Raw genomic sequence first — 21,942 nt, forward strand, 5'->3', positions numbered from 1 at the left:
TCGGGTTAAGGCAAGAAGACGAATTCGTTGGTATTGATCAAGGTTCGACAGAGCAGCGCCAGGCTTTGTCGATCGACAAATTCCACTGAGGCGGCAATTTCTGAATCATTCGGCTGGCGCTGCAGCAGCAATTCAAAGCACCGTCTCACTTGATCGGAAACCGATTCGCCAGCTTCGTCGCGGGCGCGGCCTGCTATCAAATTCGACTGCTCGACGACGAAATCACTGTTCAACAGATTCAATGCTTGCAGTGGCGTGGTCGAAACAGGACGCTTGGCACGGATCTGTCCACAGTCAGGAAAATCAAATGCAGTGAAGATGCGATCGTCGACGCGCCGCATTCGTTCCTGATAGAGCATCCGTCGCCAGGTCTGTTCACCATGGTTGTCAACGACCTCCCATTGCGAGTAACGCTTTTTCACGTTGTGAATCCGGTAGCTCGGGCCGCCTATGGAACGATCCAGTCGCCCAGAGGCTTGTAAGACGTCGTCACGAATGACCTCGGCTTCGACGCGTCGCGGCGGGAATCTCCACAGCAGTTGGGCGGACGCATCGACGGCCAGACCATCCTCACGCGGTTCGCTCGATTGCCGAAACGCTTGCGACAAAACCATCATACGGACGACGCGTTTCAACGACCAATCCGACTCAACAACTGCAGCGGCCAACCAGTCGAGCAATTTCGGATGGGACGGAGGTGCACCCGCGCGACCGAAGTCACTCGGTGTGGACACGATGCCCACGCCGAACACGTTATGCCACATACGATTGGCAACAACTCGGGCGGTCAGCGGATTACTGGGGTTGGTCAGCAAGTCGGCGAGCGCTTCGCGACGTTGCGGCCCTGGGCTATCTGGACGAACATTCAATTGTCCGTCAAGCAATCGCGGCGCTGCGGCGTAAACTTGGTCACGTGGGCTTTCGGGGCTCCCACGAGAGAGTACGAAGGTTGATACCGGCTCGACGAACTCTGCCAAGAACGCGGGCTGCGGACCTTGGATCAGCAATTCCTCGATTACGTTTTGGATTTGATCCTGCAAGTTCTGCCGGTCTTCGTTGCTTTTCGATCTCTCTCTCATCGCGGCGGTCGATGCAAAGGCCTTCCATGCGCCTTCCTGATCGGGCAGCTGAATCGTGAAGTCGCCATAGGTTCGTTTGTTCATGCCCTCCAGATAATCGGTTTGCAAAAAATCTTCGCGGTTGGAACTGATCCGGATCGTACCGACAGTAGTCTTTTCAGGGAACTTAAATTGAAGCCAAGGCGTCTCATCGCTTCCTTTCGGGCTGACACCTCTCCATCCCTTGGTCCCGAAGACACCATCATTCAGACGCGCCGTTGGCTGGGCTTTGTCATGGGTCACTGGGTTGTCGGTGATCACCGTGTCAGCCATTGCGACCAGCAGATTCCTCTGCGGTTGGGCGACATCGAGTAGCTCCAGTTCATCGATCTGCAACCATCGTCGATCGAAATCGATACGCAACGCGTCGGTCTGTTTGGGTGGGAAATGGATTTCCTCATAGCCTGTCCAGTCTTCCACCCACGCCCAGCCCTGCGAACGCATTTCGCTTCGCAGGTGTGCGAGCGTCTGGCGAAGTTCTCGTTCGCGGACCACGCGAGGATGATCACTGCTTAACTCAGGATACCGGCTACCGAACTCGACGTCCTGGAATACGGCCGACAATGAATAGTAGTCTTGAATGGAAATCGGATCGAACTTGTGGTTGTGGCAGCGGGCGCAGCCGACGGTCATGCCCATCACCGAGGCACCGACCGTTTGTAAAATCTCATCCATCCGATCGGCGCGGGCTTGCCGGATCGAGGTCGGTTCCTGACCCACGGTCGCTGCCGGCACGTGTGGGCCTGCCACGAGGAATCCGGTGGCATCGCCTTGACCGAGTCGGTCGCCGGCGAGTTGCTCGTGAATGAATCTGTCGTAGGGTTTGTCCTCATTGAACGCCCGGACAACGTAATCTCGATACATCCACGCGTTCTTACGGTACATGTTACTTTCACTGCCATTGGTTTCCGCCCAGCGGATGACGTCCAACCAGTGCTGTGCCCAGCGTTCGCCATAATGCGGAGAGGCGAGTAGCTCATCGACAAGCGTCTCGTAGGCATTTTGCGAGTCCTGCTGATAGTCTTGCCAGAACCGCTCAGTGCGCTCGGGACTGGGTGCCAACCCAGTTAGCACGATGCTAACCCTTCGAATCAGTGACCGTGGATCCGCGGGGTCGGAATAATCCAGGCCGCTTTCCACCAATCTCGCTTTCAGAAATCCATCGATGGAATCATGCTGGAACTCTGACGCGATGGGTTGGAACGCCCAATGGTCACTCTCTTCCTCCACCACGTCATCCATCTGACCTGGCCAGAGGGCGCCTTGCTCGATCCAGCGAGTGACCAGCCTGATATCATCCTCTGACAATTTATCTTCATCAGGCGGCATCGCCATGTCAGGGTCAACATGGTTGATTACCTCGAGGAGATAGCTTTTTTGGATGTCGCCGGGGACCACCGCTGGCAAGCCAGAATCACCCCCTTTGAGCATCCCAACACGGCGGTCGAGCCTCAAACCCGACTCCTGTTCATCCTCGCCGTGGCAAAAGACGCAGTTGTCCTCCAGAATCGGCAGAATCTCATTCTCGAAATCAATTTCAGCCGAGAAAAGCGGAGTGGCGCATGTGCCCCACGTCAATGCCAGCGTCATAACTGCGTTCAGTGACAATTTAGAAATTCTCATTTCGCTGCCTCCCATCCGGCGTTGCACTGTTCAATAAGCTCTGCGGTCAAACCGGGGTTCTTCGATGCGATGTTCTCAGTCTCGAGAGGATCCGAATGATGGTCATACACTTCGACAAACAACGGTTCCGCATCGGGGCGGCGATGGTCCTTCCAGACGACGAGGCGATAACGATCCGTTCTCATCGTGTAGCCCATCAAATGCTGCTCGAACAGCTCGCGGTCCCACGTCGTTCCTTGCTGCTTCTCGATCCGTTGTTCCACCTGCTGAATCAGCGGTCCGAACCAGGTTTCTCGCATGGCTGGAGAGAGCGGGTTGGCGGCCCATTCACGCAGTGCCGGATTGGGATACTGGCTGAATGCTGCCTGCTTCCACGATTGGTGTGGATCGTCGAGCAGCGGTGCGAAACTGTGTCCCTCTAAATGACTTGGCTTGGATATGCCGGCCAGCTCGCATAGCGTGGGGTAGATATCAACTAACTCAACCAGGGCGTCGGACGTTTCTCCGCGAACTTTCATATCGGGGGTCCAGATCATCAACGGAACGCGCGTCGCGATCTCATAGTTGGTCGCTTTGCCCCACACCCCCATGTCTCCGAGGTGCCACCCGTGGTCGCCCCACACGACGATGATCGTGTTGTCGCGAACCCCGGCGTCATCCAAGGCAGCGATCACTTTCCCGATCTGTGCATCGACGTAGCTAACGCAGGCCAGATAGGCATGTTTAAGCGTGCGGGAGAGTTCAGGGCCGAGCGGACCCGACTTGGGAATTCCCGCGCGGGTGCGAAGTTCAAAGGAGGCATGCAATCCCATCGCCGCCCCGTCACGCGGTGCGTCGGCATGAAGCGCCATCGGAATCTGATCAGCATCATAGAGATCCCAATATTTCTTTGGCGCGATCCAGTTCAGGTGAGGTTTGGTAAAGCCCATTGCCAAAAAAAATGGCTTGTCGCCCTGCTCAACCATCTCGTGCAGTGTTTCGATTGCCAGGAGTGTGTTGTATCCGTCAACATAGGCGTGGTCAGGGACGTCAGCACTCTCATAGGCAGGCTCGCTCGCCAGTCCCCGCCGCGCCGCTTCGCCATACTTGGACAACATCCGTTGGAAGTCCTCGTTCCGCGCCTTGATGTTCTCGGGCAACGCAAATGCTCCCTTCGGTTTCTCGATGCCCTTGATTCTCTTGACCGGATCCCGACTCCACGAGTGGGCTTCGTCTTCGTCACCATGATGGAAGATTTTGCCACAGTATGCGGTCTCATAGCCGTTGGCAATGAAGTGCTGTGGCAGCGTGACAATGTTGGGTTGTAACTCTCGAAGGGAGACGTAGTTGTGGAACAACCCGGTGGTTTCAGGACGGGCGCCCGTCATCAAACTGGCGCGAGATGGTCGACAGATCGCTTGCTGGCAATACGCTCGATTGAACAGCAAGCCGGTTTCGGCAAGCTCGTTGAGATGCGGCGATACCGCGATTTCAGATCCATAGCACCCCAGTTCCGGGCGCAGATCGTCAATGGCGATAAACAGAACATTGGGCTGTTTGGTGTCACTCTGATTCGCCGTTTGGACGCCTGCCCCGGTTTCCTCGGTCGATTGTCGGGAACCTTGGCTCACACCATCACGGCCAGCTTGCTGTGCAGAACACGGCGTCTGTCCCGCTAAGCCGAGCAGTATCAGCAACGAAAGGAAATGAAGTCGTTCCATATTGTCTTGTCTGGCTCGATGGGTAGAAGAAAAGCGGTCTGGGATCTTTAGCTTGGCGATGTCTAGCGAGTGTTTGGTCGCATCTAAATTCTGGGGCGTGATGGATCTTATTGCAGTTCCTGTCCGGCGAGGATCTTTCACAAGATCCACATCGGCTAAGCGATTTATTCTTGGCTCCGCCGCTTCGCAACACTTACGATCGCTTCGACGCGTTCGAAAACTTTGCATTCAATCATTCTGTCTAGTATCCAAGCGGTTTCCCTTGGTCATACAGATGGAGAATTTCGCTGGCGTCCAAGGCTGCATTGAAGATCCCCAGCTCGTCGATGGTTCCATTTAGATTTCGTACGGCGAACCACGGTGAATCACGAAACGGTTGGCCCCAATTCCCAATCTCTGCTGGTCCGATTCGCAGATCAGCAATGTAGAAATCATCCACGATCTCCTCGCTACTGACCTGTTGGCCGTTGACATATTGTTCGACGCGTCGTCGCTGCGGATCGTAGACAGCGGCCAGCTGCAGCCACTGTCCACTTTGGGTGGCATCCCAGATAGGGTCGGTGAAATAAACATGGTGGCGGCCTGCATCCCGGACAATTTCCTTGTCGAACCGGTTAGCGACGCGAACATCCTGTTTGTCGTCGACCATCACCGAGAACATCAATCGTCCGTCATCTCGAATCTGCCAATGAGGCTCGCCATTCTCGTAACCGTCCGCCAAAAACAGTGAGTTGTAGATATGGTCGAGACTGTCAATCTTGACCCACGCGAAAAACGTGAACGCTTGGAATTTTCCGTCTATGCGAGTTCTCACCCGCGAGCCTGGCCGATCGAACTCAAGCCCCGTCGACTGTGCTCCGAAACGTCCTGAAACATGCTCTACCGGCCCGACCAGATGACCATTGCGAGCCGTGCTCGCGGAGGCTGCATTGCGAATGATTCGCTCAGACTTGGAACCTGCCGAAGGGTAGTAAGCCATCAGGCGGCGATCGCCGCTGAGCTCCTCTGAAAAACGTTGCCATTCGGCAAACCGTTGGGATTGAGCCTGCTGCAACCGCCGGCGAAGATCCTCGCCGCTGCTGATGCCATGCAAAGCGAACGCCTCAGTCCCTGAGCCAGTGAGCCACTCTCCTTGTCCGGTCACCAGGTGATCACCATCGTGGGGACCACCACGCAATTCAACCTCTCCATCGAGTACCTCGACGCGAGCGTGATCGGCCCCGACCTCGAGAGCGAACTCAGTCCCCAGATCGATGATTTCAGAATCCGCCGCCTTGACGATAAAGCCCCGTGCAACGGGAGGCACATTGGCTCGCAATCGCCCCTTCACCAACGAAACTTCCCAGTCCGACTCGAACCGCAGGGATGCCGGACCTTCCACAATTAAGGAGGCACCACAGAAGACATCAATCTCCATCAGGCCGCCATCAAACTGCAACATCCCGTTGGGCAGCACATCGCCTTCGTGGAACGAGGTGGCATTGTCGGACCACTGCACGTCGACCGATCGACGGAGAGTAGCATGGCCGGCAATGAGCGACTCCTCGGCCCGACCATGCGAAGATTCCCATCGCGAGACTCTCGGTGCTTGGTCGCTCGTGTTCGTCCGCCCGGACCAAAGTGCTACACAACTGATTATCGCGACGATGGACGCAGCGATGACAAGTGGTCCCCATGAAAACCCCAACACCCCTGTCGCTAGGCGATTGGGCTCAGCATTCCCGGTATCACTGCCGGGCGGGAACGTGTCACCCGGCTGAGTCGTTTTGGCGCTGGCCCAGGTTTTCAGTCCAAACCCCCGAGAACCGTGATTGACGCGAGAGGGACTCAAAAGATCAGCGGGAAGCGAACTGGTGACTTGCTCGGGTGAGGACACCGCTGAATGCATTTCACTTGTCGCGATCTCCTCCAGCGTCTCACCCAGATGCACCGCTCGTAGATACTCCAGACGGACTTCACGACTGCCTTCGATCGCATCTTGCAAGCGTTCCAGGTTGTCCGGCGTGATGGTCTGATCAATCGCCTGATAGATCAGCTTGTGAATTTCGTGGTCCATGTTATGCATCTCCAGCCAAGCGTCCTTGAACACACTCAAGAATCTGCCGGCGTAATGAATTGACTTTGCTGTACAACCGTCGCTGCTGTGCACCGGTCTCGGCTGCGATACCAGCGACGGATTGCCCCGGCGTATGAACACTCAACAGCAGCCGTCGCTCCGCCGCTCGCAGTTTTCCCAAGCAGAGTTCGACCGCACGACGCTCCGATTCGTGCTGGTCGAGTTGTTCCATGGCCGTCTCGGCCAGACATTCGATCGCACTCTCGCGAAACACAAGACGATCGCGAGCGCGATCGCGTTGCCAACTAAGCGATTTATAGCGTGCGACAACGCAGGCCCAACGGATGAATTCATTCGAGGAATCCGCTGCATCTTGCGGCGCAAATTCACCGTATTTCTTCCAACATTCCAACGCGGTTTCTTGCACGACGTCATCCACGCCCTCGGGGGCCGGCAACAAAGACCGGACGAATCGCCGAATCGCTTGGTCATGCCGCGAGAGCAAGATGACAAATTCGTTGTATTGGGTGTCTCGATCCGACATAGGAAGCGATGCTTGCTCGTCTGCGTGGAAGCAATTGCCACAGGGCACATGCCACGAGGGGCACCATCTGCCCTGGGTGTGCTATTTGCCCCGTGTACTAAGATATTCCACAACGGAGAGAAATTACCGACCACCAATAAAAAAAGGTCAATCCAAATGAAGCCTGTGAGCGAGGTTCTCGAAGTCGGCAGCTCGTTAATGGCGACCGGTTTATCTCCTTTCTCAGCGTTTGCCGACTTGATCGCGAGCGCTTATGATGGAGGCGGTCCCACGATCCTCGGAATAGAGATTCCGAGCCCACCTTCTTGACGTCTCGTTCGTGCGACGAAATGTCAGCTCCTGCCTTCCAAGCATTATCTATGTTGAGTCTGGGTTTCCGAATTACTGCAGTCATTGGATGCCTGTGGGCATCCCCCGGAATCGCGTTGGCAGTGACAGACTCGGCGGCGGTCGACTTTGCTCATGAGGTCGTTCCGATCCTGAAACGCAATTGCACCCACTGCCACGGGGGCCGGGAAGCGAAAGGCGACTTTTCATTTAATACCCGAGCGGACGTGCTGGATTCTGGATTCGTCGAACCCGGCGACCCTGACACTTCCTATCTATTGGAATTGGTAGCGTCATCGGATCCTGATTCCCAGATGCCCCCCGCCGATCGGCCGCGAATGAGTCCAGATGAGATCGCAGTGCTGCGGCGCTGGATTGAGAATGACGTGAATTGGGACGAGGATTTCACCTTCGAGATTCAGACGTATGAGCCGCCACTACGACCGCGAACCCCACACCTCCCGGCCCCGCAAGAGGATCGGAATCATCCCATCGATCGTATTTTGGATGCTTACTTAGCTGAGCAAAATCTCACTCGACCACCATCCGTTGACGACCGTGTCTTTCTGCGGCGGGTGTCGTTGGACCTGATCGGGCTACTGCCCACCCGCGAACAGCTCGACGCCTTCATCGAGGATTCAGATCCAAACAAACGACAACGGGTCATCGATCAATTGCTGGCCGATCGGATTGGATACGCCGATCATTGGCTCACGTTCTTCAACGATTTATTGCGTAACGACTACAGCGGCACGGGATTCATTACGGGCGGTCGCACACAGATTAGCGCGTGGCTGTATCAATCGCTGCTGGACAATAAACCCTTTGATCAATTGGCCAGAGAATTGATCGCACCACCGACCTCCGAGAGTCAAGGCTACATCGACGGCATCAAGTGGCGGGGGGAAGTCAGTGCGGGCCAGACGTTGCCCATTCAGTTTTCGCAGAGCATCTCGCAATCATTCCTCGGCATCAACATGAAGTGCGCGTCGTGCCATGATAGTTTTGTCGATCATTGGACATTGAAAGATGCGTATGGTTTAGCTGCAATTTACGCGGAGGAAACTCTGGAACTGCACCGTTGTGACAAACCGACAGGCGAAACTGCAGAGGCAGCCTGGCTGTTTCCTGAGTTAGGGCAAGTCGATCCCGACGCGCCACGTCCGCAGCGACTTCAACAGCTCGCGGCGCTGATGACCCATCCAGAAAACGGGCGTTTTGCGAGAACGATTGTCAATCGCTTGTGGTACTGCCTGATGGGGCGAGGCATCGTCCATCCACTCGATTCGATGAAGAACGAACCCTGGAGCGAGGACCTGCTGGATTATCTAGCATCGGACCTAATTGCGAGCGGCTACGACTTGAAAGCGACACTGCGGCGAATTGCGACGAGTGCCGCCTATCAATCGAGATCTGAAGTCATCGATGGACGCCCCTCCAGTGATGACTACGTGTTCCGTGGGCCGCGGGCGAGGAGGATGACGGCTGAGCAGTTTCTCGACAGTATTTGGCAGTTGACCGGAGATGCTCCTGGCAAGTTCGATGCCCCCATCGTTCGCCGTCTCGCTGATCTCGAAACAACGGATCGCTTCGAGCTCACTGGGGAGTGGATATGGGGACAGCTCACCAATGGAACGGTGCCTGGAAATCAAACCATCGTTCTGCGGAAAGAGATCCACCTGCCTGACTCAGCGATCGCGGGCGGTGCGGTGATTACCTGTGACAATCGGTTTGAACTGTTCATCAACCAAAAGCTGGTTAGCAAAAGCAGTGACTGGACAAAACCGCAGTCGGTTCATTTAGCTCAGCATCTCGCCAAGGGGAACAATGTTCTCGAGGCCGTCGTAACAAACGATACCGACAATCCTAACCCCGCGGGCTTTTTCTTCGACGCGCGAGTGGACCTGGCGGATGAGACACAGGTGTCGATCCAGTCCGACGGCACGTGGAAATATAGCAGTGAGGTACCATCGCCTCGTGATGATACGCTGCATGCAGATACGATTGGTAGAGATACGTGGCAGAGCGTCACGGTAGTTTCGCCGGTGGCTGCGTGGACGCGTGTGATCGAGGACCAAGGTTCCACGCTGCTCGCCGCTGCGGTCAGTGGTAGTGACACGCCCATGGTCCGCACTTCACTATTGAAGAATACGGCGCTAATGAAGTCCCTGGGACGTCCGATGCGTGAACAGATTGTGTCAATGCGACCCGATACGGTTACCACGCTTGAGGCGATTGACTTGGCCAACGAGCCGACTTTGGCGGGATCGTTTGCGATCGGCGCTCAACGCTTGCTCGCTGACAGCGAAAGCGATACAGATCGCTTGATTCAAAATCTCTTTCTCGCGGCACTCTCACGTCCACCCACTGTTCCAGAGCAAGGCCTATTGCGTGCCTCGCTCGGGGATCAGCCCAGCGTTGCCGACGTGCAAGACGCCATGTGGGCAGTTTGCATGTTGCCTGAATTCTTGACCGTTCGCTGAATTTGCCGACGACCACCCACCAACCCGTCTGACGTCTCATGAATTTCGAAACCGACCCAGCCGCCCCCGAATCGATTGTGCGACGTGATTTCTTGCGCCGGCTGTCAGCGGCAGGTGCGGCGGCCCTCGCAGCGGGGACGCCGAAGGTGCTCGCCGACAGCACACTAGGCGAAATCGAGCATCCTCGCCCTACCGCCGACGCGTGTATTTTGCTGTGGATGGGTGGTGGCATGGCGGCGCCGGACACATTTGACCCCAAACGGTACATGCCGTTTGAGACTGGCTTGTCTTACAAGGATATGCTCAGCACATTTCCCGCTATCGACACTGCGGTGGATCACATCAAGATTTGCCAAGGGCTCGAGAACATCGCTGCGGTCATGGACCGCGGCACGCTGATTCGTTCTCACGTGCAACCCGACCTGGGCAGTATTCTGCATTCACGCCACCAGTTTCACTGGCACACTGGTTATGTTCCCCCGCAAACAGTAGCGACACCACACCTCGGTGCGTGGATGGCAAGGGTGTTGGGAGCTCCTAACCCAGTGATGCCCGCCTTTATTAACATTGGTCAGCGTCTCGAGGGTGTCGGTGAGAGTGAGGAGCTGAAGGCGTTCACGACGGGCGGGTTCTTCGGTAGCGAATTCGGCCCCATGAATTTGCCGTACCCAGATCAAGCTGCGGTGTCCGTGCGCCCTCCTAAAGGTATGCAGTCGCAGCGGTTTGCCGACCGAAATCGCTTGTTCCGGCGATTGGTCGACGCTAGTCCCGATCGTGATCGGATGAGTGATTATCACCAGGAATCGATGCTGCAGTCGATGGATGCGGCCTATCGCCTGCTCAGTAGCGACGATCGAAAAGCGTTCGACATCACGCTGGAACCACGCGACAGCTATGAAAAGTACGACACGGGAAGGTTCGGTCAAGGTTGCCTGCTGGCGCGACGCCTGGTTGAGTCGGGTGCCCGCTTTGTCGAAGTGACAACGGAGTACGTTCCCTTTTTGAACTGGGACACTCACAACGACGGACACACAACGATGCAGCGAATGCACCGCGAGATCGATCGTCCGATCGCTCAGTTGATCCTGGATTTAGAAGCACGCAATCTGCTGGATCGAACCCTGGTCATCGTAGCGTCGGAATTCAGTCGGGATGCATTGACCGAGGGACAACCGGGCTCCAATGCAAACGACCAGGCCCGATTCAAAGGAGACCAGATGACCGAGTTGAAACACTATGGGTTGCACCGGCACTTCACGGCGGGATCAAGCGTGCTGATGTTTGGCGGAGGAATCAAACGCGGTCATCTTCACGGAGCGACCTCCCCTGAGCGACCGCTTGTCACGATCGAGGACCCCGTCAGCATCGAGGACCTGCATGCCACGATCATGACCGCCATGGGTATCAGCCCACGGACGGGCTTCGAGATTGAAGGACGGCCCTTCTATGTCACCAGCGACGGCAAAGGCCAAAGTGTCGAAAGGCTATTTGCATAGGCTAACTGCAGATGAATCGACACCTACTGTGAGTAGCCGGGGCTTTCCAGACTCGGACGCACGCCACGGTTACTCCAGACATCCAGTCGCTGTTGCTTAGGCGAGAGACCAACATGATAAAATTATTTCAGTTCTTGCCGCTATTTCTATTGGCGTCCGCAGCCATCGCTGAAACGCGGCAGCCGCTGAACTTCAATCGCGATATTCGCCCAATCTTGTCAAACAAGTGTTTTGCGTGTCATGGCCCAGACTCGCAAAATCGTGATGCAGGGTACCGGCTCGATACCAGCGAAGGTGCCTTCGCCGACTTAGGCGGCTATGCCGGGATCGTTCCCGGCGATCCCGATGCGAGCGAATTAGTGCTGCGCATCACCAACGATGACGTGGACATGCGGATGCCGCCTCAAGAGCACAAGAACCCGCTCACTGACGAGGAAATTGACCTACTCACACGATGGATCGAAGATGGGGCCGAGTTCACCGGACACTGGGCATTTGAACCGATACAGCGGCCCGAGCCACCAGCGACGATGACGACTACCGGGGTGATCGACCGATTCATTGCCGCTCAACTAGAGCAGAGCGATCTGGGTTTCTCGCCCGAGGCATCACCCGAAACCCTTGTCCGCCGCTTGTATCTCGATTTAACCGGCTTGCCCCCAACCCTGGCGCAGGTCGACGCGTTTCTAAAAAACCCCGAGTTGGAGTACGAAACCACAATCGACCACCTGATGGACAGTCCGCAGTTCGCTGAGCGGATGGCCATGGAGTGGCTCGATGTCGCGCGCTTCGCTGACACGAATGGTTATTCGATCGATGACCACCGCGACATGTGGGCGTGGCGAGACTGGGTGATCCAGGCGTTTCAAAATAATTTGCCGTACGATGAGTTCATCCGTCAACAGCTTGCTGGTGACCTGATGGACAACCCGACTGAGCAACAAAAGATCGCGACTGGTTTTCTGCGAAACAGCATGAATACGCACGAAGGGGGAACGATTGCAGAGGAATACCGGGTAGCCACCATTATCGACAAAGTCGACACCGTCGCGACTGCGTTCATGGGCTTAACGATGCGCTGTGCCCAGTGCCACGACCATAAATACGATCCGATTTCTCAGCGTGACTACTATCGATTCTTTGCGTTCTTCAATACATCCACCGAACCAGGCAAAGGCGGGGTCAACGGTAATACGAAACCAATGATCTCCGTCGATCCCATCTTGCCGGATGACGCCGCATTTCGAGCGTCACTGGAGTCACGCATCGCATCACTCCAGCATGCCAAAGCAAATCCGGAAAATCTGCTCGGTGATGCCAGGCAAGTGTGGGAACGTGAAACGCTCGCGAAGGCAGACGCCAGTCTGGTAACCCAAGCCGTGACGACTTTCGTATCACGTGCGTTGCCGATGCCATTTTTCGCTGCCAGCGAATTTCCTCCGCAACTCGACCTTGTCGCTGCGTTGCGGAAGCCGGACCAGGAACGCAGCCTAGAAGACCAAAACTTAGTCGCTGCTGAGTTTGGCAAAGCCAACACGGACATGGGCAAACTCGTCGCGAGTATCGATGGGGAGATCGATCTGCTGCGAAAATCTCTCGCCTCTGGGAAGACATCGGTCATGGTGATGAACGAGGACGCTGCCGATCGCCTGACCCCCATCCTGATGCGTGGCCAGTACGACCAACACGGCGAAATTGTCGATCCAGGGATCCCGGAGATCCTCGGAAGCCTGCCACCTTCGACCCGCGCAGACCGCCTCGCGTTGGCCGACTGGCTGATCGATCCCGATCATCCGCTCACCGCCCGGGTGGCGGTAAACCGCTATTGGCAAATGCTCTTTGGAACAGGGATCGTCAAGACGAGCGAAGATTTTGGCTCGCAAGGCGAATGGCCTTCGCATCCGGAATTGCTCGATTGGTTGGCGGCCGAGTTTTTGGAGTCCGACTGGAATGTGCGCGACTTACTGAAACGCATGCTGATGTCGCGGACCTATCGCCAATCCTCCAATGTCGACGAGGAGTTACTGGAGGTGGATCCGTATAACCGACTCTATGCTCGAGCGCCACGTTTTCGCCTCTCCGCCGAAGCCGTTCGAGATAGTGAACTTGCCATTGCAGGATTGCTCAACACAGCCGTGGGTGGCCCCAGTGTGTACCCACCGCAGCCACTGGGGCTATGGAAAGAGGTCAGCCACTTTGGCTACGGCGGCTTTTTCTCGGCGCAGCATTACTTTGCTGACCGCGACGAAGAAGTGTATCGCCGCAGCCTCTACATGTTTTGGAAACGCACTTCGCCGCCGCCTGTGATGACAACTTTCGACGCTCCCAGTCGCGAGACCTGTACCGTGCGACGCTCGCTGACCAACACGCCGCTGCAGGCTCTCGTGCTGATGAATGCACCCCAATTCGTAGAGGCCTCACGGGGACTCGCGATGCGGATGTTGAACGCCGGCGAGTCCGTGGTCGCCCAGATTGGTCATGGTTTTCGGCTTGCCACCGCACGAAATCCATCCCCTGATGAGCTAGAGATTTTAAGTGCCGCCTATGAGCGACAATTGGCATATTTCACTGCGTCGCCTGATCGGGCCGCGAGTTACCTGGGGCGCCAAGACTCTCGAACTATGAATGCCGTGGATAGCGCCGCGGTCCAGCGCACTGATCGTACTGGCCACATTAATTACGGAGCGATCAGCGACTATCCCCAAATCGCTGCGATGAGCTCGGTCGCATCGCTGATTCTCAACCTTGACGAAACGATCACACGCGAATGAGTACGAACATGCAGCAACTTGCATCAGCCTCTCGCCGTACGTTCATCAGCCGAGCGTTCGGCGGTGTCGGTGGTCTGGCCCTGGGATCAATGCTCGATCAAAGTGCAATCGCGAGTGCCATGGGCACACCTGCAGGGTTGCCGCACTTTCCACCGACCGCGAAACGCGTCATTTACTTATTTATGTCTGGCGGCCCGTCGCACATCGACCTGTTTGACTACAAGCCCGTACTTGAACAGAAACACGGCGAGGAGCTCCCACCGAGCGTCCGTGGTGACCAACGGTTGACGGGAATGACAGCGGGTCAAAAAGGGTTTCCGGTTTGCGGACCGATCGGCAACTTCGCCCGGCACGGAGAGTGCGAGACATGGATCAGCGACCTGCTTCCTCACACGTCAAAGATTGCCGATGACATCGCCATCGTCCGCTCGATGAATACGGAAGCGATCAATCACGATCCGGGCATTACTTACATCAACACAGGCTCTCAGATTCCTGGCCAGCCCAGTGCGGGGGCATGGGCGAGCTACGGTCTCGGTAGCGAGAACCAAAACATGCCGGCCTATGTGGTGCTGCTCTCCCAGGGCAACGGCAAGAACCCTGGTCAGCCAATCTTTTCGAGGCTGTGGGGTAGCGGATTTTTGCCGTCGAGTCACCAGGGCGTCATGCTCCGCAGCAGCGGTGATCCCGTCCTGTACCTGAACGATCCCGCCGGCATCACACGCGAGAACCGCCGCGAGCAGCTCGACGATTTAGCCGCACTGAATCGGCTGAAATTTCAGACCAGCGGGGATCCGGAAATAGAGACTCGCATTTCGCAGTACGAAATGGCGTTCCGGATGCAGGCCGCCGCTCCAGAGATTGCGGATCTCTCGGATGAACCCGCGCACACATTCGAAATGTACGGCGAGGACGCCCGCCAGCCCGGGACCTATGCATTTAACTGTCTGATGGCCCGCCGCATGGCCGAGCGAGATGTGCGGTTCATTCAGCTTTTCCACCGTGGCTGGGATCAACACGTCAGTCTCCAGCCCCATCTCCGCGCCCAGTGCCTCGATACCGACCGGGCGTCGGCGGCGCTCGTCACCGATTTGAAAAATCGTGGATTATTGGATGATACGCTCGTCATCTGGGGCGGCGAGTTCGGCCGCACCGCTTATAGCCAGGGTGCGCTCGGCAGCGGTCGCGATCACCACGGGCGATGCTTCAGCACGTGGATGGCTGGTGGTGGGATTCAGGGTGGAATTTCACACGGTCAAACCGATGAGTTTGCTTACAACATCGCCGAAGATGGAGTCCATATCCGTGACCTCAACGCGACAATGCTGCACTGCCTGGGAATCGACCACGAACGATTCACTTATCGGTTCCAAGGCCTCGATCAAAAACTTACCGGCGTGGAACATGCCCGCGTCGTGAAAGAAGTCTTGATCTAATCATGGTCCTATGCATCCACGTCAAGCTCTTTGCGGATGACTACACTAGCCGCTGGGCATCGACTGACCATTGGAGTAATCAACGTCAACGACGCTTTTGAGCCGAGAGCTCTATGACACTGGGCAGCACCGCCAGCCCGGCCGCTGACGCGTGTCGGCTCACCTACCGAACAATCGACATGCCTACGTTCGGCAGCGTCCAGTCCGGCTAGGGTGCTAACCAAGATCCTAATCGCTTGGCTTCTCGCTCAAAATCTCAGCAAACAACATGTCGGGGGTGGAGTGAAACACAGACGACTCCCTACAATCGAGCGAAAAGGCAGCTTGGGTGGACGGACCAATGGACGACTCCGCCAAATCCTACCTACCCCGACTTAGCAATTAAATTAAAGAGATTTGTGTGGACTTTCCGGTAATCGTAACAGCCATCTTTGGAGCATTTGTCGTCTTCGGAGGAGTCATGGGCTATGTCAAAGCTTCGAGCAAGGCATCTTTGATCGCTGGCAGCATCACGGGCGGCCTGCTTCTGCTCTCGGCGTTCCTCATGGCGCGAGGGATCACAGCAGGTGCCATTCTAGGGATGGTAGTTTCGCTGCTATTGGTTGCCCAGTTTGGCGCGTCGTTACGGAAAAAGTTCAAAATCATGCCCAACCTGCTGGTCGTCATCCTGGGATTGATCACCCTCGGCACGCTCATTTTCCGTTTGGTCGCTTAGACTAGGCCGATCCAAATGCGTGACGAGAGCACCGCAGTCCTCGTCACCGACCACCATCGAAAGGGACGTCACCACCACAAGGCCCCCAGGGACACGGCCCCCAGGGACACGGCGCCCAGGGACAGGCGCCCAGGGACACGGCCCCCAGGGACACAGCATCTTAGCGACGAACTTGACTCCATCCATACAGCGTCTGTTCCAAAGAAGAAGTCAAATCACTCGAACGCTACGTCTGGCATCCTTAGGTCCGATTGAACGTCAACTCGTTTAGTGTGCGGTCAATTTCAATCCGATAATGGACACCATCAGTAGGATGAGGAAGAAAACACGTCCGGCGTTCACGGGCTCGCCCAAGAACGTCATGCCTAAGACAATTGTGCCGAAGGTGCCGATGCCAACCCAAACGGCATAGGCGGTCCCGATAGGAAGAGTTCGAGCAGCAAGCGCGAGCAGATACATGCTCGCGATGATACCCAGAATGGTCAGCACGCTCGGAACGAGCTTTGTGAAGCCGTGGGTATACTTGAGGCCAATCGCCCAGCCAGCTTCCAAGAGACCTGCGATAACGAGAAAAACCCATGACATGATAACGCTCCTTTGAGGGATGCGTCGTCTTATCTTAACCGGGTACGTCGCACATCGTCCGGGCCTGAATGGCAATCACGATGACTAGTTGTGGGCCGCATCGATCGATTTGTCAAGACAGCCGCGTGAGATTCCGCCCTCGCTCGGAGTACTGCGTTTCATCGCATGCGCCCTCGGACAGCTAGCGGTCACCAGAGATTCGATGTTCCTTGATTGACTATGAGTTCGACCGCGTTCTTCTCTTACTCAGCCGTGTACGCCTGCCGACGTTGTGTTCCAAGGGTTGGGGGCTTCCCGTGGGAGAGGTCAGTAAAAACCTCCGTTGCCTGCGACCGGTCCTCTACTTCTCGATTCGCCAACAGCGATGGATGCGGCGATTGCGAAACTCGTCAGGAACCGTTTGTTTGGAGATTTCATGGATCGCGGTCGCGGTGAGCGACTCGATATCAAACTTAAATCTGCGAAAGTTGGTGGAGAAGAAGATCACGCCGCCCGGTCGGACCAGTTTCAGAATGTTGTTGAGCAATGGCACGGCGTCGGTTTGCACGTTCCAGTCTTCATCGGTGCGTTTGCTGTTGGAGAACGTGGGTGGGTCGCAGATGACGAGATCATATACCTCACCGGTCCGATGGCGGCGAATGAATTCACCGATGTCCATTGCCGCGAACTGATGTTGGGGGCCGCTCAAACCGTTGGCTTTCAGATTTTCTTGTGCCCAGTCGAGGTAGGTCTGCGAGAGATCGACGCTCGTCGTCGATGCGGCGCCGCCTGCGGCCGCGTAGGTAGTGAATGAACCGGTGTACGCAAAAAGATTCAGAACATGCTTGCCAGCAGACTGTTCGCGAACCATACCACGCGTGACGCGGTGGTCCAGAAACAACCCGGTATCGATATAGTCCGCAAGATTAACCAGGAAGGTGAGACCACCTTCCTGGACAGGAATCCTTTGGTCGGTTTGCGAGATCTTCTCGTGCTGGGTGTTTCCCCGCTGGCGTGAACGTCGTTTCAGAAACACGTTCTGTTTGGGCACATCGAGTGCCTCGCCGGCAGTGGCGGCCATGAGATCCAACCAAGCAGCATGTTGAGCGGCGTCGCGATCGTGTGGCCGTTCAAACTCACTCAGGTGAAGGTAGTTTTCGTAACGATCCACGACCAGTGGGATTTCGGGCACGTCACGTTCATAAAGACGGAAACAAGTAATGTTACGCCGCGCCATCATCTTCCGAAAATGCTTGGCACGTTTCCGCAGCCGCGTCGCAAACAGGTCAGCTTGGTGCTGTGCGTTATCCGCCAATGCACCAAAGGCAGCCTCGCCAACGGCGTGCACATACGGTCGCGGGGATTTCTCCAGCTGCGGCTCAGAGGCAACTGACTGTGCCTCGCGATCACCGCTAGCGTCGTCGACTCTCTCCGGCGCAGCTGGCACTACCTCAGACGCTACTGCGGTGTCAGGCGACGCCGATGTGCGCGGCGAATCCGCGACTGGCTTGGGACCTTGAAATTGGTAGTAGGTACACTCAATGCGGCCGTTGTAAAGCTTGCGCCGACGATCGGCGCTGCGACCGAGCACCTTTTCGAACGCGGAAAATGAAGTCAGGAAATAGAAGGACCATGTCGGTAGATGCCGTAAAACATTGGGCAGCGCGGCGTAGAGTTCTTCAATCTCCCAGTCACGACCGAGTCGCATGCCGTAGGGTGGGTTGGTGATCAGGCATCCGAACCGCCGGCTGCTACGCGAATCGCGAACATCCGCAGTCTCAAAATGCACGTCGGCCGTTACTCCCGCCGCCTCGGCGTTTTCGCGAGCGAACCGCAGGACCCGAAAATCAGTATCGCTGCCGAGCAGTCGCTGCGGCAGTGGCTCGAGCACGCCTTGCAATGCCTCCGTACGAAGCTGCAGGATCGCTTCACGCGGTGCATCCTGCCACTGCTCAAATCGAAACTCGCGAGATTGGCCTGGCGCCATGTTGCGGCCGATCATCGCTGCTTCGATGAGAATCGTGCCGCTGCCACAGAACGGATCAACGAGCGGCCGATCCCGCTTCCAATAGCTCAGCATCACCATGGCTGCAGCGAGGGTTTCTTTGAGCGGTGCGGCCGTGACGGCGGAGCGGTATCCACGGCGGTGCAGGCTACGCCCCGTCGTGTCGATCGTGATGGTGGCAGTATCTTTTAGTAATGCGATATCGACCGGGTACGATGCCCCCGTTTCAGGCAGGGTTTCGGTAGCATGATCGCGACGCATCGCATCGACAATCGCTCGTTTGACCGCGCGCTGGCACGCCGGCACGCTCGTCAGGGTCGACTTCACACTGCGGCCAGTGACCGTGAATTCACCATCGACGGGAATCCAATCACCCCAGCTAATCGCTTTGGTCGTTTCAAACAGGGCGTCAAAGTCAGCGGCAGCGAATTCCGCAACGCGGATCAGTACTCGATCAGCACAGCGTAACCATAGATTGGCCTTGGCAACTGTCTCCAGGTTACCGCGGAAATGCACTCGTCCGGATTCACCGATGGTGGCGTCGATCCCCAGCCCAGAGAGTTCGCGTCGTACGATCGCTTCGAGCCCAAAGGCACACGCAGCGATGAGATCCAATTCTTGTTGTTGAGAGTGCATGAGGAACTCATTGTCCAAAGCAGGTGTAGGTACAGGTGAATGCCGTCGGTATAACTCGATTGGGCAGTAGACGTTAGCCCCGGGATCCCCTCCGTCAACGCCAAGCGATCATAACAAGGCTCGTGCAGGTAATTATCGTGGACAGACCAAAAAAAACGGCTCCAGTGAAACCAGAGCCGTTTACATGAATATCGACGATGACGAGTAGCCGGGGTACTCAGTTCACGGCAACGCGTTTGAACTCGATGATCTCAGCTTCGGGGCTGAGCGACTTAACAGCCACTTCAACCGTCTTCGTATCGTCAAGAGCGTAAAACTGGCTCAGCAGGCAGCGTTCTTGATCCAATGCAGTGTTATCGGCAATGAAACGCTCGAGCTTGCCAGGAACAATCTTGTCCCAGATCTTTTCCGGTTTGCCTTCGGCTTTCAGTTCGGCCTTGATCGCTTCCTCAGTCGCGGCCAGGACGGCAGGCGTCAGTTGGCGACGGCTGGCGTACTGGGGCACGTTCTTGACCGGTTTGCCAAGGTTTTCCTTCTCATTGAGTTCGTTCTCAGCAATGATTTGGGCCTTGAGAGCTTCGGTTTCCTTCTCAACAAACTCGGCATCGAATTCGTCAGGGTGTAGGATCGAAGGCTTCATCGCGGCAATGTGCATCGCTACGCCACGGAAGAACTGAGGTGCTTCGTCCTTACCGCCATCTTTGTAGGATACCAGCACGCCGATCTTGCTTCCGGCGTGAATGTACGAAGCGATGTTTTCGCCTTCGACGACTTGGACATCGGAAACTTCGATCTTCTCACCGGTACGGCCTGTTTCGGTAACGAGATGCTCCTTCACAGTCGTGCCTTCGATCTCCAACGAATTGACTTCGTCGACACTCGCGGCACCGTTGTCCATCGCCAAGCGAGCGATGCGTTCGGTCAATGCGATGAAACTTTCGTTTTTAGCAACAAAGTCAGTTTCGCAGCTCAGGGCCAGCAGGAGTCCTTTTTTACCTTCGGCAATGACCACGACAACACCTTCGTTGGCATCGCGATCGGCACGCTTTTCAGCGACTTTCTTGCCCTTTTTGCGAAGGTAATCGAGGGCACCTTCCATATCGCCACCCGATTCCTCGAGTGCCTTTTTGCAATCCATCATGCCGGCGCCCGTTGACTTTCTCAACTCGCTTACGTCTTTGGCAGAAATGCTCATCTTTGCTTCCTAAGTTTACAAGTGTCAGATATCTATGTATTTGTTTGTGTGTCAGTCGGCTACCGCTGGAGGGGCGCCGATCCGGTTAGCCGCGTCGCGCCATCGGTCCGCTGGGACGAATCGTCTGCAACGACACTGATGATCTAGACTGGAACCCAAACGCCCGGAATATCTCTAGCAGTTGCCGTGGGTCCGAGCTCAGTCATTTTTTTCATCAAACGAGCTGCCGTTGCGGCAGCATGCTGGTGGGAAATGTTCGGTACCTCACGGCACTCGGCTCGATGACGAAATCCCACCTCTCGCACATTTTTGATGACGCTGGGCGGTATACCGTGCCACCTTCGCAAGTGACACGGTTGAGCGGACGTCTAACCTTTGAGACGTATTACTCGCTAGCAGGTTCGCTGGCGGCGGCTTCAGCGACAGGCTCAGCTGCTGCAGGGGCTTCGGTGGCAGCAGGAGCTTCGCTCTGAGCGGCTGGCGCGCCAGCGTCAGATGCTTGAGTCTGGACTGCACCCTTGCCTGCGATGACCGCATCGGCGAGTTCACGCATGATCATCTCAACGCTACGGATGCCGTCATCGTTGCCAGGAATCGGCAGATCGATTTGGCTGGGATCGCTGTCCGTATCGATCAGGGCAACAGTCGTGATGCCCAATCGTTTTGCTTCGCGAACAGCATTCCGCTCTTTGCCGGGGTCGACGATGAACATCACCTCGGGCAGACGGTTCATCGTCCGCAAACCGTTCAGGTTGCGATACATTTTGCGGTATTCACGGTTGAGCGACGACTGCATTTTTTTGCTGTAGGCGTTGATCTTTTCGCCACTGCGCAGATCTTCGAGCTCTTCCAAACGGCCCAGACGACTGCGAATGGTGCGGAAGTTCGTCAACGTTCCACCGAGCCAGCGTTCGCTGACAAATGGCATCCCGCAACGCAGCGACTGCTCTTCGACGGCTTCGCCTGCTTGACGTTTGGTACCGACGAACAGAATCAAGCTACCGCCAGCGGCCACTTGCGACAAATACTTCTTGGCACGCAGCAATCCACGGAGCGTTTCGCGGATGTCGAGGATGTGGATCTGGTTTTTCTTACCGAAGATGTACGGAGCCATCTTGGGGTTCCAGAGACTGGTACGGTGTCCAAAGTGGACGCCCGACTCGATCATCTCTTTAACAATTTCGTTTGCCATCAGCTTGATTTGCCCGCATTGACGCGGCGCATTCTCCAGGTTGTTTCTTTCACATCGGGTTCGAGAATGGACGCGAACGGA

Annotated in this window: 13 protein-coding genes and 1 riboswitch; of the genes, 5 read left to right on the forward strand and 8 right to left on the reverse strand. The window is 56.2% G+C overall.

The genetic code is table 11. The features are described from left to right. Positions 1–5: 5 nt before the first annotated feature. The 4 genes from Poly21_RS11745 to Poly21_RS11760 form a co-directional block, all read right to left on the reverse strand. On the reverse strand, positions 6–2,741 hold the full coding sequence (locus Poly21_RS11745; protein WP_302118735.1) for a PSD1 and planctomycete cytochrome C domain-containing protein: 2,736 nt from the start codon (positions 2,739–2,741) through the stop codon (positions 6–8). Next, complete coding sequence (locus tag Poly21_RS11750) at positions 2,738–4,441, reverse strand: sulfatase (protein ID WP_146407233.1); 1,704 nt, start codon at positions 4,439–4,441, stop codon at positions 2,738–2,740. Before Poly21_RS11750 ends, Poly21_RS11745 begins: the two co-directional genes overlap by 4 nt. A gap of 241 nt (positions 4,442–4,682) precedes the next feature. Next, positions 4,683–6,497 carry a LamG-like jellyroll fold domain-containing protein gene (locus tag Poly21_RS11755; RefSeq protein ID WP_302118737.1) on the reverse strand — a complete coding sequence of 605 codons (1,815 nt, stop codon included), beginning with the start codon at positions 6,495–6,497 and terminating at the stop codon, positions 4,683–4,685. A gap of 1 nt (position 6,498) precedes the next feature. Beyond that, a complete protein-coding gene (locus Poly21_RS11760) occupies positions 6,499–7,041 on the reverse strand; it encodes a sigma-70 family RNA polymerase sigma factor (protein ID WP_146407234.1) in 543 nt (180 codons plus the stop codon). A gap of 359 nt (positions 7,042–7,400) precedes the next feature. On the opposite strand from Poly21_RS11760, the gene Poly21_RS11765 reads away from it, so the two are divergent. From Poly21_RS11765 to Poly21_RS11785, 5 genes are all read left to right on the forward strand, one after another. Further along, positions 7,401–9,851: a DUF1549 domain-containing protein gene (locus Poly21_RS11765; protein WP_146408627.1), complete on the forward strand. Its 2,451-nt coding sequence runs from the start codon at positions 7,401–7,403 to the stop codon at positions 9,849–9,851. A 38-nt stretch (positions 9,852–9,889) separates the two neighbouring features. Continuing rightward, positions 9,890–11,347, forward strand: a complete 1,458-nt coding sequence (locus tag Poly21_RS11770) for a DUF1501 domain-containing protein (RefSeq protein WP_146407235.1) — start codon at positions 9,890–9,892, stop codon at positions 11,345–11,347. Between the two features lie 113 nt (positions 11,348–11,460). Further along, complete coding sequence (locus Poly21_RS11775) at positions 11,461–14,118, forward strand: PSD1 and planctomycete cytochrome C domain-containing protein (RefSeq protein WP_146407236.1); 2,658 nt, start codon at positions 11,461–11,463, stop codon at positions 14,116–14,118. After that, on the forward strand, positions 14,115–15,554 hold the full coding sequence (locus Poly21_RS11780; RefSeq protein ID WP_146407237.1) for a DUF1501 domain-containing protein: 1,440 nt from the start codon (positions 14,115–14,117) through the stop codon (positions 15,552–15,554). The genes Poly21_RS11775 and Poly21_RS11780 overlap by 4 nt, the downstream gene beginning before the upstream one ends. A 400-nt stretch (positions 15,555–15,954) precedes the next feature. After that, positions 15,955–16,269 carry a TMEM14 family protein gene (locus Poly21_RS11785; protein WP_146407238.1) on the forward strand — a complete coding sequence of 105 codons (315 nt, stop codon included), beginning with the start codon at positions 15,955–15,957 and terminating at the stop codon, positions 16,267–16,269. Between the two features lie 267 nt (positions 16,270–16,536). Here the strand turns inward: Poly21_RS11785 and Poly21_RS11790 are convergent, their stop codons facing one another. From Poly21_RS11790 to rpsB, 4 genes are all read right to left on the reverse strand, one after another. Then, on the reverse strand, positions 16,537–16,854 hold the full coding sequence (locus Poly21_RS11790) for a DMT family transporter (protein WP_146407239.1): 318 nt from the start codon (positions 16,852–16,854) through the stop codon (positions 16,537–16,539). A gap of 18 nt (positions 16,855–16,872) precedes the next feature. After that, positions 16,873–16,932: riboswitch (guanidine-III (ykkC-III) riboswitch) on the reverse strand. Positions 16,933–17,194: 262 nt separating this feature from the next. Then, on the reverse strand, positions 17,195–19,474 hold the full coding sequence (gene rlmKL / locus Poly21_RS11795) for a bifunctional 23S rRNA (guanine(2069)-N(7))-methyltransferase RlmK/23S rRNA (guanine(2445)-N(2))-methyltransferase RlmL (RefSeq protein ID WP_146407240.1): 2,280 nt from the start codon (positions 19,472–19,474) through the stop codon (positions 17,195–17,197). Positions 19,475–19,691: 217 nt separating this feature from the next. Continuing rightward, positions 19,692–20,669 (reverse strand): translation elongation factor Ts, encoded by a 978-nt coding sequence (gene tsf / locus Poly21_RS11800; protein ID WP_146407241.1) that lies wholly within the window; start codon positions 20,667–20,669, stop codon positions 19,692–19,694. 385 nt (positions 20,670–21,054) lie between these two features. Then, a complete protein-coding gene (rpsB, locus tag Poly21_RS11805; protein ID WP_146407242.1) occupies positions 21,055–21,861 on the reverse strand; it encodes a 30S ribosomal protein S2 in 807 nt (268 codons plus the stop codon). Between the last annotated feature and the right edge of the window lie 81 nt (positions 21,862–21,942).

The sequence above is a fragment of the Allorhodopirellula heiligendammensis genome (assembly GCF_007860105.1).
Taxonomy (GTDB): Bacteria; Planctomycetota; Planctomycetia; order Pirellulales; family Pirellulaceae; genus Rhodopirellula; species Rhodopirellula heiligendammensis.